This is a genomic window from Pseudomonas sp. P20 (genome assembly GCF_016463925.1).
Lineage (GTDB): Bacteria > Pseudomonadota > Gammaproteobacteria > Pseudomonadales > Pseudomonadaceae > Pseudomonas > Pseudomonas aeruginosa.
The window spans coordinates 19,923-37,534 of record NZ_JAEMVM010000037.1; the positions used below are offsets into that span (position 1 = coordinate 19,923).

Annotated in this window: 17 protein-coding genes; 4 read left to right on the forward strand and 13 right to left on the reverse strand. The window is 66.7% G+C overall.

Annotation, left to right across the window (positions count from 1 at the left end; all coding sequences use genetic code 11):
* Window positions 1-12 precede the first annotated feature (12 nt).
* The 7 genes from fimV to leuC form a co-directional block, all read right to left on the reverse strand.
* Window positions 13-2,772, reverse strand: a complete 2,760-nt coding sequence (gene fimV / locus JHD77_RS29800) for a motility hub landmark protein FimV (protein ID WP_031756129.1) — start codon at window positions 2,770-2,772, stop codon at window positions 13-15.
* A 168-nt stretch (window positions 2,773-2,940) separates the two neighbouring features.
* On the reverse strand, window positions 2,941-3,951 hold the full coding sequence (locus JHD77_RS29805; protein ID WP_031756132.1) for an aspartate-semialdehyde dehydrogenase: 1,011 nt from the start codon (window positions 3,949-3,951) through the stop codon (window positions 2,941-2,943).
* A gap of 101 nt (window positions 3,952-4,052) precedes the next feature.
* Complete coding sequence (gene asd / locus JHD77_RS29810; protein WP_003111187.1) at window positions 4,053-5,165, reverse strand: aspartate-semialdehyde dehydrogenase; 1,113 nt, start codon at window positions 5,163-5,165, stop codon at window positions 4,053-4,055.
* Window positions 5,166-5,234: 69 nt separating this feature from the next.
* Window positions 5,235-6,317 (reverse strand): 3-isopropylmalate dehydrogenase, encoded by a 1,083-nt coding sequence (gene leuB, locus JHD77_RS29815; protein WP_003091395.1) that lies wholly within the window; start codon window positions 6,315-6,317, stop codon window positions 5,235-5,237.
* Window positions 6,318-6,375: 58 nt separating this feature from the next.
* Window positions 6,376-7,137: a class I SAM-dependent methyltransferase gene (locus JHD77_RS29820; RefSeq protein ID WP_003452681.1), complete on the reverse strand. Its 762-nt coding sequence runs from the start codon at window positions 7,135-7,137 to the stop codon at window positions 6,376-6,378.
* 71 nt (window positions 7,138-7,208) lie between these two features.
* Window positions 7,209-7,847, reverse strand: a complete 639-nt coding sequence (leuD, locus tag JHD77_RS29825; RefSeq protein ID WP_003091398.1) for a 3-isopropylmalate dehydratase small subunit — start codon at window positions 7,845-7,847, stop codon at window positions 7,209-7,211.
* A gap of 11 nt (window positions 7,848-7,858) precedes the next feature.
* Window positions 7,859-9,283: a 3-isopropylmalate dehydratase large subunit gene (gene leuC / locus JHD77_RS29830; protein WP_003091399.1), complete on the reverse strand. Its 1,425-nt coding sequence runs from the start codon at window positions 9,281-9,283 to the stop codon at window positions 7,859-7,861.
* 162 nt (window positions 9,284-9,445) lie between these two features.
* Here leuC and JHD77_RS29835 point away from each other — a divergent pair, with 162 nt between their 5' ends.
* Window positions 9,446-10,339 carry a LysR family transcriptional regulator gene (locus tag JHD77_RS29835; protein ID WP_003091401.1) on the forward strand — a complete coding sequence of 298 codons (894 nt, stop codon included), beginning with the start codon at window positions 9,446-9,448 and terminating at the stop codon, window positions 10,337-10,339.
* Between the two features lie 92 nt (window positions 10,340-10,431).
* On the opposite strand, the gene JHD77_RS29840 is transcribed toward JHD77_RS29835, so the two are convergent.
* Together JHD77_RS29840 and JHD77_RS29845 are read right to left on the reverse strand one after the other, a co-directional pair.
* Window positions 10,432-10,809 (reverse strand): RidA family protein, encoded by a 378-nt coding sequence (locus JHD77_RS29840; RefSeq protein ID WP_003104210.1) that lies wholly within the window; start codon window positions 10,807-10,809, stop codon window positions 10,432-10,434.
* A 63-nt stretch (window positions 10,810-10,872) separates the two neighbouring features.
* A complete protein-coding gene (locus JHD77_RS29845) occupies window positions 10,873-11,799 on the reverse strand; it encodes a LysR substrate-binding domain-containing protein (protein WP_003104212.1) in 927 nt (308 codons plus the stop codon).
* Between the two features lie 111 nt (window positions 11,800-11,910).
* On the opposite strand from JHD77_RS29845, the gene JHD77_RS29850 reads away from it, so the two are divergent.
* Complete coding sequence (locus JHD77_RS29850) at window positions 11,911-13,239, forward strand: SGNH/GDSL hydrolase family protein (RefSeq protein ID WP_031756133.1); 1,329 nt, start codon at window positions 11,911-11,913, stop codon at window positions 13,237-13,239.
* A 43-nt stretch (window positions 13,240-13,282) separates the two neighbouring features.
* Here the strand turns inward: JHD77_RS29850 and JHD77_RS29855 are convergent, their stop codons facing one another.
* Entirely contained in the window at window positions 13,283-13,732 is a 450-nt protein-coding gene (locus JHD77_RS29855) for an Hsp20 family protein (RefSeq protein WP_003091405.1), read from the reverse strand.
* Between the two features lie 157 nt (window positions 13,733-13,889).
* On the opposite strand from JHD77_RS29855, the gene JHD77_RS29860 reads away from it, so the two are divergent.
* A complete protein-coding gene (locus JHD77_RS29860; RefSeq protein ID WP_031643044.1) occupies window positions 13,890-14,693 on the forward strand; it encodes a glyoxalase/bleomycin resistance/extradiol dioxygenase family protein in 804 nt (267 codons plus the stop codon).
* Window positions 14,694-14,709: 16 nt separating this feature from the next.
* Entirely contained in the window at window positions 14,710-15,456 is a 747-nt protein-coding gene (locus JHD77_RS29865) for an SDR family oxidoreductase (RefSeq protein WP_003104218.1), read from the forward strand.
* 14 nt (window positions 15,457-15,470) lie between these two features.
* Here the strand turns inward: JHD77_RS29865 and JHD77_RS29870 are convergent, their stop codons facing one another.
* The 3 genes from JHD77_RS29870 to JHD77_RS29880 form a co-directional block, all read right to left on the reverse strand.
* Complete coding sequence (locus JHD77_RS29870; protein ID WP_023084087.1) at window positions 15,471-16,430, reverse strand: tRNA dihydrouridine synthase; 960 nt, start codon at window positions 16,428-16,430, stop codon at window positions 15,471-15,473.
* A 92-nt stretch (window positions 16,431-16,522) separates the two neighbouring features.
* On the reverse strand, window positions 16,523-16,960 hold the full coding sequence (locus tag JHD77_RS29875) for an acyl-CoA thioesterase (protein WP_003111181.1): 438 nt from the start codon (window positions 16,958-16,960) through the stop codon (window positions 16,523-16,525).
* Window positions 16,960-17,607, reverse strand: coding sequence for a bifunctional 4-hydroxy-2-oxoglutarate aldolase/2-dehydro-3-deoxy-phosphogluconate aldolase (locus JHD77_RS29880; protein ID WP_003115023.1), 648 nt, complete (start codon window positions 17,605-17,607; stop codon window positions 16,960-16,962). The genes JHD77_RS29875 and JHD77_RS29880 overlap by 1 nt, the downstream gene beginning before the upstream one ends.
* Window positions 17,608-17,612 lie beyond the last annotated feature (5 nt).

The window sequence follows — 17,612 nt, forward strand, 5'->3', positions numbered from 1 at the left end:
TTCATTTCCGGATCAGGCCAGGCGCTCCAGCAACTCGCGGGCTTCCGCCTGCTGGCTGTCGTTACCTTCGGCCAGGACTTCGTCGAGGATATCGCGCGCGCCTTCGCTATCGCCCATGTCGATGTAGGCGCGAGCCAGATCCAGCTTGGTCGCCGCTTCGTCGGCACCGGAGAGGAAGTCGAAGTCATCGTCGGCGTCTCCGTCCAGGGCGGAGGCGACCGCTGCATCCTCGGCGGAGAAACTCGGCGTCGCGCTCTTCGGCTCGTCAAGGTTGCTGGCCAACTCGTCCAACTGCGCACTCACCTCGTCCAACTGGGCGGCGAAACTGTCCTCGCCCTTCTCCGGAGCGGCCGGCTCCGTCGGCTCGTCGGCCAGCGACAGGTCGAAGTCGTCCGGCAGGGACAACGCCGGCTCTTCGGCAGCCTCGGTATCGAGGGTGAATTCGTTGTCGGCAGGCGCCGCGGCGGGCACTTCGTCGTTCAGCGAAAGCAGGAAGTCGTCGTCCGAAAGCTTGTCTTCCGGCGCGTCGAGATCCAGGGAGAAATCGCCCAGGTCGTCATGCTTGGGTTGGCTCGGAGTCTCTGCCAACTCCGCGAAATCCAGGCCGAAGTCGAGATCGTCGACAGGCTTGTCCGCCGGGGTCGAGGCCGCCAGGTCCAGATCGCTGTCCAGGGTCAGGTCGTCCAGCGCCCCGCTGTCGGACTTGAGGTCGGCCTGCACGTCGTCGCCGCCCAGGTCGTCCAGGCTCAGGTCGAAGGCGTCGTCGAGATCCTGTCCTGCCGCATCCGGCTTGGCCGCGTGACCGCTGTCGTCGAGCGACAGGTCGTCAAGGCTGAAGCTATCCAGCTCGTCCTGCGCCAGCTTGGCGCCGGCCAGGCCGGCAACCGCGGCGACCGCGACCATTGCCGGATAGCGCGACTTGAGCTGCTCGACCTGCGGCTGTGCGCCGCCGATTTCGCGCAGCTCGTTTTCCTGGCGAGCGAAACCTTCGCGATCGCCCATCTCGGCATAGACTTCCATCAGCTTGAGGCGCAGGTCGGTGCGCTGCGGCTCGTCGTAGATGGCGTTCTGCAACAGTTCGGCGGCCTGGTTGAAACGCCCGTAGGCGATATAGATGTCGGCCTCGCCCAGAGCATCGGAAGTCTGCGCGGTGGTCTTCTCGACCTGCGGCGCAGCGGCTGCGACCTGCGGCTCAGGCTCGTCGAGGGTCAGGTCGTCGAAGCCGTCCTTTCCCAGGTCCAGCGCATCCTCCTGTTCCTCGCCGGCATCCGCGGCGAAAGCCTGGGCTTCTTCCTTCTCTTTCTGCGCATTGCGCCGCGACAGGATCATCAGCAGCACCAGCAACGCCAGCAGTGCGCTACCGCCGATCACCGCCAACCACAGCGGGTTGGCCAGCAGTTCGTCGAGGAAGCTCGGTGCCGGCTGCTCTGCCGCCTGTACCGGAGCGGGCGCCGGAACGGCAGGTGCCGGAGGCTTCTCGGCAGCTGGCGCGGGCGGCGGCGCCACCGGAGGTTGCGCCGGAGCGGCGGGTGCGTCTCCGGCCGGAGCAGGAGTCGGCGCTGCCGCAGCGGGAGTCCCGGGCTGAGCCGGTGCCTGCGCGGCTGCATTGGGCTGGGACGCATCCGGCAGGGCTGCGTTCGGCTGGGCTGCGCCCTGGCCTTCGGCGCCCAACTGCCCTTGCAGCTTGGCCAACTGGGCGTCCTTCAGCTGGATCAACTTCTGCAGCTTGTCCAGCTGGCTCTGCAGATCCTGCATGCGACTCTGCAGTTCTTCGTTCTCGCGGCGAGTGCTGTCGAGGCTTTCCTTGGTCACCGCCAGGGTATCGGCGATCGCCTTGCTGTCGCCCTTCCCGCCCTTGTCGGCACCCTTGCTGGCCTTGCCCTCGCCAGACACCAGGCGCAGGTTGTCCGTGGCGTCGACCTTGGATGGCGCCGACCCGGCGGCATTGCGCTGGGTCGCATCCAACTGCCTGGCGCCAGCGCTGCCCGCAGCCGGATTGCGGCTGCCGCGCCAGCTCTGGTTCTGCGCCTGCACCTGGGACAGCGCCTCGCGCGGCGAGCGCTCCAGCATCTGCTGTTCGGTGGGAATGCGCAGGACCTGGCCGCTCTTCAGCCGGTTGATGTTGCCATCGACGAAGGCGCCCGGATTCAGCTCCTGGAACGCGAGCATCGCCTGGGGTACGGAAACGCGATCGGTACGGTTGCGCTGGGCGATCTCCCAGAGCGTGTCGTTGGAAACGGTGCGATAGGTGTCGCTGCCTGCCGGCGCGGTGGTACGCACCGGAGCCGGAGCCTGCGGGGCTCGCGGGGCGCCGGTCGCGCGCGGCGCGCTGACCGGCGCTTGCGGAGCGCTTGCCGCGGCCTGCGGGGAGTACAGCGGCGGATCCAGCAGGACGGTGTACTCGCGCAGCAGGCGGCCGTTCGGCCAGAGCACCTGGAGCAGGAAGTTCAGGTAGGGCTCCTGCACCGGCTTCGACGAGGTCACGCGAATGACGCTCTTGCCGTTGGGCTTCACCACCGGCGTGAACTTCAGGTCGGTGAGGTAGTACAGGCGATCGACGCCCGCCTTGCTGAACTCTTCCGGCGACGCCAGGCTCGGGATCACCTCGCCCGAACCCAGGTCACGAACTTCGAGCAGCTCGATCTCGGCATCCAACGGTTGGTTCAACGCCGACTTCAGGGTGATTTCCCCCAGTCCCAATCCATGCGCCATGCCGGAAGTCAGGACCGAGGCCGCCGCGATTGCCCGAACCAGTGTACGAAGCCGAACCATAGTGTAATCCCTTGGTTTTAATATCTTTTCTCGTTTCACGAGAGGGAGTGCGTCGGTGCTTGCTGTCCGCTCGCCCAGCCATGCATGGACGGACGCTCCCCGGCAGCAGCGGATCGAACCAGTATTAACAAGCTCGAATAATTCTACAAATCTGTGGGTAAGTATCTTTTACAGATAGTGTTTTATCAACAACTCACCCAGGAGCACGGCATTCAGCGCGGCACCTTTTCGCACATTATCAGACACAATCCACAAATTGACCTGACAGGGATCAGCCTGCCCCGCCCTCACCCGGCCGACATAGGTCTCGTCCTGGCCGAGGGCATCGCCGACCACCGTCGGATAATCGCCCTCGCCGACCCATTCGATACCTTTCGTCGCATCGAGGCCCCGCGTCACCGCGGCCAGGTCCACCGGTTCCGCGCACTGCAGGGTCACGCTGAGGCTATCGCCGAAGAATACCGGCGCCTGGATGCAGGTAACGTTCAACGGTCCGATACGCTCGCCAAGCAAGGCCTGCACCTCCGCGAAGATGCGCCGCTCGATCGCGCTGTGCCCCTCGGCATCCACCGCGCCGACCTGCGCGAGCAGGTTGAAGGCGATCTGGCGGTCGAAGAGACGCGGCTCCAGGGGGCGCGCATTGAGCAGTTCGGCGGTCTGCCGGGCGAGTTCCTTGACCCCTTCGCGCCCCAGGCTGGAGACGGAGAGGCAGGCTGTCAGGTTCAGTTGCCGGCAATCCAGCGTGGCCAGGAGTGGCGCCAGCACTTCGCACAGTTCGGCGGCTACGGCGCAAGGACTGGACAAAAGGAACGGCGCCGCTTGGGAGGCCAGGCGTTCGGCATTCACCGAAACCATGACCGGCGGTGCGACGCTCGGTTCCAGGGCGCCGCTCAGGTCGATCACCGAACAACCCGCCGCGCGGGCGCGCTCGGCATGGGCACGCGACACCTCGGCTGCCGCGGCGAAGAAGGCCAGGCCGACACTGGAAAAATCGAAGCTATCGACATCGCCGACGCGCAGGCTGCTTTCGGCGAAACCCATGCGCTGCCCGGCCGACTCGGCGCTGGCCAGCAGGTGCAGACGATGAAGCGGGAAGTCGCGTTCGTCGAGGAGACCGACCAGAGCCTCGCCAACCGATCCGGTGGCGCCTACGACTGCGACATTGAGGGGCTGGGACATGGGAAAAGCCTCGGCGGTCTGCGAAATAGGCGTGGCACTTTACTTGCCCACCTTCGCCCAGGCAATCGAGGCGCCGCCCATTGCGGGCGGCACCGGATCGATCAGCGCTCCAGCAGGATGCGCAGCATGCGCCGCAGCGGCTCGGCAGCGCCCCACAGCAACTGGTCGCCGACGGTGAAGGCGCCGAGATACTGGGAGCCCATGTTCAGCTTGCGCAGGCGCCCGACCGGAACGCTCAGGGTGCCGGTGACGGCGGCCGGGGTCAGCTCGCGCACGCTTACCTCGCGGTGGTTCGGCACCAGCTTGACCCAGGGATTGTGCTGGCTGATCAGGCCCTCGATGTCGGTCAGCGGCACATCCTTGTTCAACTTGATGGTCAGCGCCTGGCTGTGGCAACGCATGGCGCCGACGCGCACGCAGATACCGTCGACCGGGATCGGGTTCTTGAAGCGGGCGAGGATCTTGTTGGTCTCCGCCTGGGCCTTCCACTCTTCGCGGCTCTGCCCGTTGGGCAGTTCCTTGTCGATCCAGGGGATCAGGCTGCCGCCCAGCGGCGCGCCGAAATGCTCGGTGGGGAAGGCTTCGCTGCGCAGGGTCTCCGCCACCTTGCGGTCGATGTCGAGGATCGCGCTGGCCGGGTTGGCCAGGTCATCCGCCACCGATGCATGGGCGGCGCCCATCTGCTTGAGCAGTTCACGCATGTTCTGCGCGCCGGCGCCGGAGGCGGCCTGGTAGGTCATGGCACTCATCCACTCGACCAGGCCGGCGTCGAACAGCCCACCCAGGGCCATCAGCATCAGGCTGACGGTGCAGTTGCCGCCGATGTAGTTGCGGGTGCCGGCGTCCAGAGCCTGGTCGATGACCTTGCGGTTGACCGGGTCGAGGACGATCACCGCGTCGTCTTCCATGCGCAGGCTGGAGGCGGCATCGATCCAGTAGCCCTGCCAGCCGGCCTCGCGCAGCTTGGGGAATACTTCGCTGGTGTAGTCGCCGCCCTGGCAGGTCAGGATCACGTCGAGGGTCTTCAGCTCGTCGATGCTGTAGGCGTCCTTCAGCGGAGCGATGTCCTTGCCCACTTCCGGGCCCTGGCCACCGACGTTCGACGTGGTGAAGAACACCGGCTCGATCAGGTCGAAGTCCCGCTCTTCCAGCATCCGCTGCATGAGTACGGAACCCACCATCCCGCGCCAACCGATCAGACCTACACGCTTCATCGCAACTACACCTATATGAGAGAAGTGAGCTGGCCGGCAGCCATCATGGCGCCGGCCAAGCCCGTCAGATTACAGATTCTTGAGTGCCGCGACTACGGCATCGCCCATTTCCCGGGTGCCGACCTTGCGGCAGCCTTCGGACCAGATGTCGCCGGTGCGCAGCCCCTGGTCGAGGACCTTGCTCACCGCCTGCTCGATGGCGTCGGCGGCGGTCGCCTGGCTGAAGCTGTAGCGCAACATCATCGAGACCGAGAGGATGGTCGCCAACGGGTTGGCGATGCCCTGACCGGCGATGTCCGGGGCGGAACCGTGGCAGGGTTCGTACATGCCCTTGTTGTTCGCGTCGAGCGAGGCAGAAGGCAGCATGCCGATGGAACCGGTCAGCATGGAAGCCTCATCCGACAGGATGTCGCCGAACATGTTGTCGGTGACCATCACGTCGAACTGCTTGGGCGCGCGCACCAGTTGCATGGCGGCGTTATCCACGTACATATGGGAAAGCTCGACGTCCGGGTAGTCCTTCGCCACCTCTTCCACCACTTCCCGCCACAGTTGGCTGGAGGCGAGGACGTTGGCCTTGTCCACCGAGCAGAGCCTGTTGTTGCGTACGCGGGCCATGTCGAAACCGACGCGGGCGATACGACGGATTTCGCTCTCGCTGTACGGCAGGGTGTCGTAGGCTTGGCGCTCGCCGTTCTCCAGCACGCGCTGCTCGCGGGGCTGGCCGAAGTAGATGCCGCCGGTCAGTTCGCGGACGATGAGGATGTCCAGCCCGGCGACCACTTCCGGCTTCAGGCTGGAGGCCGCGGCCAGTTGCGGATAGAGGATGGCCGGACGCAGGTTGGCGAACAGGCCCAGTTGCGAGCGAATCTTCAGCAGACCGCGCTCGGGACGGATATCGCGTTCGATCCTGTCCCACTTCGGCCCCCCTACCGCGCCCAGCAGCACCGCATCGGCCTGGCGCGCGCGCTGCAGGGTCTGGTCGGCCAGCGGCACGCCGTGCTTGTCGATGGCCGCGCCACCGATGACGTCCTCGGCCAGTTCGAAGCCGAGCTGGAACCTGTCGTTGGCCAGTTCCAGCACCTTGACCGCTTCCGCCATGATTTCCGGGCCGATACCGTCACCGGGGAGAACCAGGATCTGCTTGCTCATAACACCCTCTTGTCCTTCATTCATTGAACGGCGGGCATGCGCCGCCGCGATCGAACCGTCACTCCCGACGCAGCCACAGCACCAGCACGTCGGTGCTGAACGAGCCGTCGTCGGCAATCTCGAAATACTCCCTGACTTCCTCGCCCACCGCCAGCTGCAGGGTGCGGATCGCCTGGCGGAACACCTCCGGCGTACGCATCCGCTCGACCCACGACTGGAACTCCAGGCGCAGGCGCTGGCGCCGGCTTCCGGTTACCAGCAGGCCCGCCTCGCCGCTCAGGCGCGCCCACTCGGCCGGCGAGTAGTTGCGCACATGGCTGGTGTCGCGGAGCAGCTCGACGGTCTGCAGGAAGGTGTCCGGCAAGGCCTGCCCGGGCGCCGCCACGTCGACGAAGATCGCCACCCCGCCGGGCTTGAGCACCCGCCGCACCTCGCGCAGGGCCAGGCCGACATCGCGCCAGTGATGGGTGGAATAGCGACTGAAGACGAAATCGAACTCGCCGTCGGCGAAGGGCAGGCTCTCCGCCTTGCCCTGTTCGGTACGGATGTTCGCCATGCCCCGTTCCGCGGCGCTCTGCGCCACCACGGCGAGCATCTCGGCGGAAAGATCGTAGGCCACCACCTCCCCTGCCAGGGCGGCGACCTGGAAGCTCACGTGGCCGGCGCCGCAGCCCAGGTCGAGGACCCGCGCTTCCGGGCGCCCGGCCAGGGCGTCGCGCAGCAAGGCGAATTCCTCGCCCTGGGCATGCACGGCGCTGCTCAGGTAGGCCGAAGCCTGGGCGCCGAACTGGCGCTGGACAACGTCATCGTGGTCGCTCATGAACCTACTCCGGGAGAAAAACCGGGCGCACCCTACCCAGGATGCGCCCGGCAAGGGGACTCACGTGGCGCTCAGCGGAACAGCCAGGGCTGCTGCTGGCGGTAGCCGTCCTCGAAGGCACGGATCGCATCGGCGTCCTGCAGCGTCAGGCCGATGTCGTCGAGGCCGTTGAGCAGGCAATGCTTGCGGAACGGGTCGACCTCGAAACCCAGCACCTTGCCATCAGGACGGGTAACGGTCTGCGCCGCCAGGTCGATGGACAACTGGTAGCCTTCGTTCGCCTCGACCTGGCGGAACAGTTCGTCCACCTCGGCCTCGGGCAGGATGATCGGCAGCAAGCCGTTCTTGAAACTGTTGTTGAAGAAGATGTCGGCATAGCTCGGTGCGATCACCGTGCGGAAACCGTACTCGTCCAGCGCCCAGGGCGCGTGCTCGCGGGACGAGCCGCAGCCGAAGTTCTCCCGCGCCAGCAGTACGCTGGCACCCTGGTAGCGCGGCTGGTTGAGGACGAAGTCCGGGTTCAGCGGACGCTTCGAGTTGTCCTGTCCCGGCTGCCCGACATCCAGGTAGCGCCATTCGTCGAACAGGTTGGGGCCGAAGCCGGTGCGCTTGATCGACTTGAGGAATTGCTTGGGAATGATCTGATCGGTATCGACGTTGGCGCGATCCAGCGGAGCGACGAGACCGGTCGTCTGGGTATAGGGTTTCATCTCGGTTCTCCTCAGGCGAGCAATTCGCGGACATCGATGAAGCGGCCGTTGACGGCCGCGGCGGCGGCCATCGCCGGGCTGACCAGGTGGGTACGGCCACCGGCGCCCTGACGGCCCTCGAAGTTGCGGTTGGAGGTCGAGGCGCAGTGTTCGCCGCTCTCTAGCCGGTCCGGGTTCATCGCCAGGCACATGGAACAGCCCGGCTCGCGCCATTCGAAGCCGGCCTCGATGAAGATCCGGTCCAGGCCTTCCTTCTCGGCCTGCTCCTTGACCAACCCGGAACCCGGCACCACCAGCGCCTGCTTGATGGTCGCGGCGACCTTGCGGCCCCTGGCCACTTCGGCGGCAGCGCGCAGGTCCTCGATCCGCGAGTTGGTGCAGGAACCGATGAATACCCGGTCCAGCTGGATGTCGGTGATCGCCTGGTTCGGCCGCAGGCCCATGTACTTCAAGGCGCGCTCGATCGAACCGCGCTTGATCGGGTCGCTCTCGCGGGCCGGGTCCGGCACGTTCTGGTCCACCGCCAGGACCATTTCCGGCGACGTGCCCCAGCTGACCTGCGGCTTGATCTGCGCGGCGTCCAGCTCGACCACGGTATCGAAGCGGGCATCGGCGTCCGACACCAGCCCCTGCCAGCAGGCGACGGCCTGGTCCCATTGCTCGGCGCTCGGCGCGAAGGGCCGGCCCTTCACGTAGTCGATGGTCTTCTGGTCGACGGCGACCAGGCCGACGCGGGCGCCCGCCTCGATCGACATGTTGCAGATGGTCATCCGCCCTTCGATGGACAGGTCGCGGATGGCGCTGCCGGCGAACTCGATGGCGTGGCCGTTGCCGCCGGCGGTGCCGATCCTGCCGATCACCGCGAGGACGATATCCTTCGCCGTGACGCCGGCCGGCAGCCTGCCTTCGACCTTGACCAGCATGTTCTTCATCTTCTTCGCCACCAGGCACTGGGTCGCCAGCACATGCTCTACCTCGGAAGTGCCGATGCCGTGGGCCAGCGCGCCGAAGGCGCCGTGGGTGGAAGTGTGCGAGTCGCCGCAGACCACGGTCATCCCCGGGAGGGTCGCGCCCTGCTCCGGACCGACCACATGGACGATGCCCTGGCGCACGTCGTTCATCTTGAATTCGGTGATGCCGAAGTCGTCGCAGTTCTCGTCGAGGGTCTGCACCTGCAGGCGCGAGACCTCGTCGGCGATGGCGGCGATGCCGCCCTTGCGCTCGGTGCGGGTGGTCGGCACGTTGTGGTCCGGGGTGGCGATGTTGGCGTCGATCCGCCACGGCTTGCGCCCGGCCAGGCGAAGACCCTCGAAGGCCTGCGGCGAGGTCACTTCGTGCAGGATATGGCGGTCGATGTAGATCAGCGCCGAACCGTCGTCGCGCTGCTTGACCAGGTGCATGTCCCAGAGTTTGTCGTAGAGGGTCTTGCCGGCCATCGGGATTTCCTCATCAGCTCATTTCTATGCCCACAGGGCTTGTGAGGATGATCCTATGGCTTGTCTACGAATAACTCAAATTCATATTTTTCATCCAAAGCATTCCCAACAGGAATCCATTGGCGCTAAGCTCCGGGCAGCCGAAACCAGCGGAGGCCCGCAATGGACCTGAACAGCCTCAACACCTTCATCGCCATTGCCGAGACCGGCAGCTTCTCCGAAGCCGGCGAGCGCCTGCACCTGACCCAACCGGCGGTGAGCAAGCGCATCGCCGCCCTCGAACAGCAGCTCAATGCCCGGCTGTTCGACCGGGTCGGCCGCGAGGTCAACCTCACCGAGGCCGGCCGCGCCCTGCTGCCGCGCGCCTACCAGTTGCTCAACGTGCTCGACGACACCCGCCGGGCGCTGAACAACCTCACCGGCGAGGTCAGCGGCCGGCTGGTCCTGGCCACCAGCCACCACATCGGCCTGCATCGCCTGCCGCCGCTGCTGCGCGCCTTCACCCGGGCGCATCCGCAGGTGGCGCTGGATATCCAGTTCCTGGATTCGGAAGTGGCCTACGAGGAGATCCTTCATGGTCGTGCGGAACTGGCGGTGATCACCCTGGCCCCGGAAACCGCCGAACCGGTGCGCGCAGTCCCGGTGTGGGACGACCCGCTGGACTTCGTCGCCGCCCCGGAGCACCCGCTGGCCCGACAGGGCACGGTGTTCCTCGCCGACGTCGCCAAGCACCCCGCGGTATTCCCCGGCGGCAACACCTTCACCCACCACATCGTGCGGCGCATGTTCGAAGCCGAAGGGCTGACGCCGAACATCGCCATGAGCACCAACTACCTGGAGACCATCAAGATGATGGTCTCCATCGGCCTGGCCTGGAGCGTGCTGCCGCGGACCATGCTCGACGACCAGGTGGTGCGCCTGCCGCTGCAGGACATCCAGCTCAGCCGCCAGCTCGGCTATATCCTGCACACCGAGCGGACCCTGTCGAACGCCGCGCGCGCCTTCATGCGCCTGCTCGACGAACAGGCATTCGGCAACGGCACTCCAGCGGCCTGAAGCGATTCAGGTCGGACGCCACGGGTAGGCCCTCCCCTCTTCGCCGTCCGCGGCCAGCGCTCACCCGACCTGCATGCCAATGCCCTCGCGACTCAGCCCTCGCCGACCCACGCCTGCACCTCGACCTCCACGTCGACCCCCAGCGCCAGCCCGGCGGTCACCGTCGAGCGTACCGGCAAGGCCCCCTGCACATGACGCTGGTAGACCTCGTTGAAACCGGCGAAGTGGGCCATGTCCGACAGCCAGACGGTGACCTTCACCAGTTGGTCGAAACGCGCGCCACAGTTCTCCAGCGTCTCGCCGATGCGTGCCATCACCGCTTCGGTCTGGGTCTGGATATCGCCACGCACCACCTCGCCGCTCGGACTCATCGGCACCTGCCCGGAAAGAAACAGGAAGCCGCCGGCCCGCACCGCGCGGGAAAAGGGAAACGGCAGGCTGCTGGGGTAACGCTGGATGTCATCGCTCATCTGGATTGCCTCCTGTGGATGAAGCGCTAGGAAGAAAAGCTTTCGGCCGCGGAATCGGCGTATTCATGTAGCACTGCGATCAACCTGGCTCATATCGACGCGCTCCGCCAGAAAGTCCAGGAACGCCCGCACGCGCAGCGGCAGATAGCCGCCCTGGCCGACGTAGACGGCGTGGACTTCCTCCAGGTCGCCCGGGTTGTATGCCTCGAGCACGGGAATCAGGCGGCCGGCGGCTATGTCCTCGCGTACCTGGAACGCGGCCAGCCGCGCCAGGCCCAGGCCGGCCACGGCCAGACGGCGCAGCGCCTCGCCATCGCTGGCCTGGGCGTTGCCCGACAACGGCACCACGAGTTCCTCGCCGGCGTCCCGCAGCGGCCAGCCGGAGCGCGTTCGCACATAGTTGGCGCCGAGGCGGTTGTGCCCCAGCAGCGCCTGCGGCGTGGCCGGCATGCCATGTCGGGCCAGGTAGGCCGGCGCACCGACGATCAGCATGCGCGTGCTCCCCAGCTTGCGCGCCACCAGGCTCGAGCTTTTCAGCGGCCCCGCGCGCACGGCCACGTCGGTGCGCTGCTCGAGGATGTCGACGACCTCATCGGTCAGCACGATATCCAGCGTCACCTCGGGATGCTGCGCGAGGAACTCGGGCACCAGCGGCAGCAGGAAGTGATGTCCGAAAGGCACGTTGGCGTTGACTCGCAAGCGCCCGCGCGGCGCCGCGTTTTCGCTCGCACACCGCTCGGCTTCCTCCAGGTCGGCCAGGATACGCACCCCGCGCTCGTAGAACGTGCATCCCTCGGGCGTCAGTTGCAATTGACGGGTGGAGCGGTTCAGCAAGCGGGTTCCCAGGCGCTGTTCGAGCCGGGTGATCAGCTTGCTGACTGCCGAGGGCGTCATGCCGCAACGTCGAGCGGCGGCGGAAAAGCCCCCCGACTCGACGACCCGGGCAAACACCTCCAGTTCGCCGGAACGGTTGACTTCAAGCCGGGCCATGGCGCCCTGCCTGATGATTTCGCTTCATAAATGATGTTCCCCGCTACGGCCTTTTCCCCTTAAATCTTTGAATTCATCATCAGCTACAGGATAACCACTGAATTCAACGACATGAAACGACCCATCGAAAGACTTCCCGCCGCGACCTCCAGCGCAACCCGGGCCTTCGCGCTCACGACGAGCCTGTTGTACGCCTGCGCCGCGCCGGCCGCTTCCTGGACCGCCAGCTGGCAGGCCAGCCCGCAGCCGGTCTGGGCTGAGGACTTCCTGTTTCCCAGCAACGTGCCGGCCGAACTGCACGACCAGACGGTGCGGCAACTGGTGCGAATCAGCCTGGGAGGAACGCGCGTGCGCATCGTCCTGGCAAATACCTATGGAAGGCGCCCGATCCGGATCGGCCGGGCCACCCTGGCCAAACCGGGTTCCGAGCGCGCCGCGGTCGCCACCGGCAGCCTGCATGACGTGACCTTTGGCGGACGCCGGACGGCGACCATCGCGCCCGGCGCCACGCTACTCAGCGATCCGGTGGCGATGCCGGTGGCCGCGCTCTCGCAGGTGCTGGTGAGTCTCTACCTGCCGGCCGCCACGCCCATGGAAACCTTCCACTGGGACGGCCGCCAGACGGGCTGGATCGTCGCCGGCGAGCAGACCCAAAGCCACGCATTGCAGCTGGACGCGGCGGACAGCCAGAGCACCAGCGCGCGCCTGCTGTTGACAGGTATCCTGGTCGAAACCGAAACGGCAACGCGGACGCTGGTGACGCTCGGCGACTCGATCACCGACGGAGCCAGCGCCAGCCTCGACCGGAACAGCCGTTGGCCGGACTTCCTCGCCGAACGCCTGGCCCCGCATGGCGTCGCCGTGGTCAATGCGGGGATTTCCGGCGCCCGTCTGCTGAGCGACGGCATGGGCGCGAGCGCGCTGGCACGTCTGGACCGCGACGTACTGGCCCAGCCAGGCGCAAGCAGCATGGTGGTGATGCTCGGCATCAACGACATTGCCTGGCCCGGTACCGCTTTCGCCCGGAATGCCGCACCGCCCACCCTGGAAGCGCTGATCGCCGGCTACCGGCAATTGATCGAACGGGCGCACAACCGGGGTATCCGGGTCGTCGGCGCGACCCTCACGCCGTTCGAGGGCGCACTGCCCGGCACGCCGTTGAGCGATTATTACCATCCCGCCAAGGAAGCCCTGCGCAGGCAGGTTAACGAGTGGATCCGTCATGCCGGCGCCTTCGATGCGGTGATCGACTTCGACGCGGCATTGCGCGATCCGGAGCAGCCGTCGCGGCTCGCCGCGCGCTACGACTCCGGCGACCATCTGCACCCCAGCGACGAAGGCAACCGGGCGATGGCGGCCGCCGTCGACCTCGACGTCCTGCTGGACGAGGTGCCTGACGGCACACCGGCAGAGCCCCGGGCCGATAGCGCAACGAAATGAAAAAAGGCGCCCGAAGGCGCCTTTTTTCGATCACCGCTGACGGTTACTGGTTGTCCAGTGCCGGGCGCTGGCCATTGATGGCGATACGCTTCGGCTTGGCTTCTTCCGGAACCAGCCGCACCAGGTCGATGTTCAGCAGGCCGTTGGCCAGCGAAGCCGCCTTGACCTCGATATGATCGGCGAGGCGGAACGACAGCTTGAAGGCGCGCTGGGCGATGCCCTGGTGCAGGTAGGTCACGTTGTCCGTGGACTTCTCGCGCTTGCCGCCACTGACGGTCAGCACGCCGCGCTCGACCTGCAGGTCCAGGTCTTCTTCTTGGAAGCCGGCGGCGGCGATGACGATGCGATACTCGTCGTCACCGTGCTTTTCGACGTTGTAGGGCGGGTAGGTGCTCCCGGCCTCATTGCGCAGGGCCGACTCGAACAGATCGTTGAAGCGATCGAAGCCTACGGAATGACGGAACAGCGGGGCGAGGGAAAAAGCGTTGCTCATTGCGAATCTCCTGAATTATCAGCAAGTACTCTGGTGCGGAACCCGTCTTCGGCATCCCGCACGAACTAGATAGGGATCGTCGGAAGTATTTCAAGAGCCTTGAGAACGACCGTTCGTCGTGCTCAGATCGAAACTCATCCTTTCGAGAACCGTCGCCATGGAACGCGCAATCCCGACCTTCCCCTGCCGCGATCTGGACAGCGCCAGCGCCTTCTACCAGTCCCTCGGCTTCCACCTTGGCGCTCGCTATCCGACCTACGCCATCCTCCAGCGCGGCGCCCTGGAGCTGCACCTGTCGCTGTTCGAGGCGCTCGAACCGAAGACCAATTGCAGCGCTGCCTACCTGCGCCTGGAGGACGCCCAGGCGCTGCATCGCCAGGCCGCGGCCCTCGGCCTGGGCGGCCAGGGGATTCCACGCATCACGGCCCTGGAAGACCAGCCCTGGGGCATGCGCGAATTCGCCCTGATCGATCCCGATGGCAACCTGCTGCGGGTCGGCCAGGAGCTCGATGCGACGCCAGAGCAGCACCGGGTTCGCCTGGCCAGCGCCGACGACGTCCCCGCAGTGGCCGCGCTCTGGCAAGCCAATGTCCGCGAAGCCGGGGAAACCCTGGATGCCGGCGACCAACAGGCGATCCAGGCACTGCTCCTGGCCGCCTCGCGCAACCGCTTGCTCTGGCTGGCGGAGGCCCAGCAGCATCCCCGCGGTTTCGTCCTCGCCCACTTGTGGCAGATCGAGGACGGTCAGGCACGGGTCGGAGAGATCGCAGAGCTCTACGTATTGCCGCAGGCCCGCCGCCAGGGCCTGGCCCGGGAACTGGTGGGCAGCGCCGAGGAGGCCCTGCGCTCGCGCGGCGCCGGCCTGATCCGCGCGCAATCGGCCCTTGACGCGCCGCTGTCCAACCTGTTCTGGCAGGGCCTGGGCTGGGACGCCGACTACCTGACCTTCACTCGCTACTGACCTGGGGAGCATCATCATGCGCAACGTCATGCTGATCACCGGAGCCAGCCGCGGCATCGGCGCCGCCACCGCTCTGCTCGCCGCCGAACGCGGCTATGCGGTCGTCCTCAACTATCTGCGCAACCGCGAGGCCGCCGAAGCGCTGCGCCAGCGCATCGAGCGCCAGGGCGGCGAAGCCCTGGCGGTGGCGGCCGACGTAGCCGAGGAAGGCGATGTCGAGCGGCTGTTCGCCGCCATCGACGAACGTTTCGGCCGCCTCGACGTGCTGGTCAACAACGCCGGCATGCTGGAAGCGCAGACGCGCCTGGAAAACATCGACGCGGCGCGCCTGCACAGGGTATTCGCGACCAACGTGACCGGCAGCTTCCTCTGCGCCCGCGAGGCGGTGAAGCGCCTGTCGACCCGCCACGGCGGGCGCGGCGGCAGCATCGTCAACGTGTCCTCGATGGCCTCGCGGCTGGGATCGCCCAACGAATACATCGACTATGCCGCCGCCAAGGGCGCCATCGACAGCATGACCATCGGTCTGGCCAGGGAAGTGGCGGCGGAGGGTATCCGGGTCAACGCGGTGCGGCCCGGACTGATCGATACCGAGATCCACGCCAGCGGCGGCGAGCCAGGCCGTATCGAACGCCTGAAGGGCGGCATACCGCTAGGACGCGGCGGTACGGCGGAGGAAGTCGCGCGGGCGATTCTCTGGCTGGCGTCGGACGAAGCCAGCTACAGCACCGGCACCTTCATCGATGTCAGCGGCGGCCGCTAGGCCTGGTACGCAAGCTAGGCCGCCTGGCTGAACGACACCTGCAACAGCCGGTCGATGGTTTCGCAATCGCTTTCCCGGCGTATCCGTGCGAACAGCTCGACGGCTTCGGGATAGGTGCGGGTGAGCATGCCCAGCCACTGCTTGAGACGGCCCGGGGCATAGCGCGGGGCGAGCTTGCGCCGGGCCTGTAGCCAGAAGTCGCGCAGCAGCGGCAACAGCTCGCTCCAGGGCATCTCGCGGATTTCGCCGCCATCGCGCCAGGCGGCGATCTGCCGAGCCAGGCCAGGACGCGAGACCAGGCCGCGACCGAGCATGATGTCCTCCACCCCGCTGACCTCGCGACAACGCAGGTAGTCGTCGAGCGTCCACACTTCGCCGTTGGCGAACACCGGCACGCGCACCGCCTCGGCCACCCGCGCCACCCATTCCCAGTGCGCCGGCGGCCTGTAGCCATCGACCTTGGTCCGGGCATGCACCACTACATGGGCCGAGCCGCCGTCGGCCAGGGCCCGCGCACAATCCAGGGCGCCGTCGGGACTGTCGTAGCCCAGGCGCATCTTCGAGGTCACCGCAATCTCGCTCGGCACCGCGCGACGCACGGCGGCGACGATGTCGTGCATCAGCTCCGGCTCCTTGAGCAATACCGCGCCGCCGCGCGAGCGGTTCACGGTCTTGGCCGGACAACCGAAGTTCAGGTCGATCACCGGGGCACCCAGCTCACAGGCGAACGCGGCGTTATCCGCCAGGCACGCAGGATCGGAGCCGAGCAACTGCACACGCATCGGCGTCCCGGCGCAGGTCCGGCTGCCGTCGCGCAGCTCCGGCGCCAGCTTGTGGAAAGCCGTGGCCGGCAGCAGGCGATCGGTGATGCGGATGAATTCGGTGACGCACCAATCGATGCCGCCGACGCGGGTCAGCACGTCGCGGAGGATTTCATCCACCAGACCTTCCATCGGCGCCAGGGCGATTTGCACGAACCACTACCTCGAAAATGACAGGCGGCGGATTCTAGAGAATCCGCCGCCCGGAACAAAGTGCGAATGCCTGCCGGCCGACGCGCGACGGGTCAGGCCCCGGCGAGCAGAGCCTGGCCGTAGCCGTCGATGAACTCCGCCGGCATCCGCTTCGGCTTGCCGCTGGACAGTTCGATGCAGACGAAGGTGGTCTGCGCCCGCAGCAGCGTGGCACCATCCGCCGGGCGTACCAACTGGAAGCGCCGGTTCATCCGCAGGCGCTGGTCGGACTCGACGATCCAGGTCGCCAGTTGCAGTTCGTCGCCCTCGTAGGCCGCGGCCAGGTAGTCGATCTCGTGGCGCAGCACCGCCATCGCCCGGTCCAGCCGGCGGTACTCGGCCAGGTCCAGGCCCAGCCGCTGCGAGTGGCGCCAGGCGCAGCGCTCCAACCAACTGACGTAGACGGCGTTGTTCGCGTGGCCGAGCCCGTCGATGTCCTCGGTGAGGACCCTGAGGTCGATCACGAACGGATCGGCGTAGTCCCAATTCATCAATGCTGCTCCAGGCTGCCGGCCAGTTCGCGCGCTTCCCTGGCCAGTTGTGTGATCTGATCCCAGGCCCGCGCCCGGATCAGGCTCGGCGGCGCCAACCAGGTGCCGCCGACACAGGCGACATTGGGCAGGCGGAGGAAATTCAGCAGGTTGTCCAGGTTCACCCCGCCGGTCGGGCAGAAGCGGATGCCGGTGAACGGCCCCTTCAGGCTTTTCAGCATTTTCACGCTGGCAGTGCCATCGGCCGGGAACAGCTTCAGCGAGCGATAACCGTACTCCAGCGCCAGCAACACTTCCGAAGGCGTCATCACCCCGGGTAGGTATGGCAAGCCGGCATCCTCCGCGGCGGCGGCAAGACGCGGCGTGCATCCGGGGCTGACGGCGAACTGTGCGCCTGCGTCGCGCGCCTCGAGAAACTGCTCGGTGTGGATCAGGGTACCCGCCCCCAGCAGGACCTCGGGCACCTCGCGATGGATGGCGGCGATCGCGTCCAGCGCCTGCGGCGTGCGCAGCGTCACTTCCAGCACCGTGACGCCGCCCGCATACAACGCGCGCGCCAGGTCGGGCGCCAGCGCCACGTCCTCGATCACCAGCACCGGCAATACCGGGCTGGCCTGCTGCAGGACCCGATCCAGCGGCAATGTCATGGGCA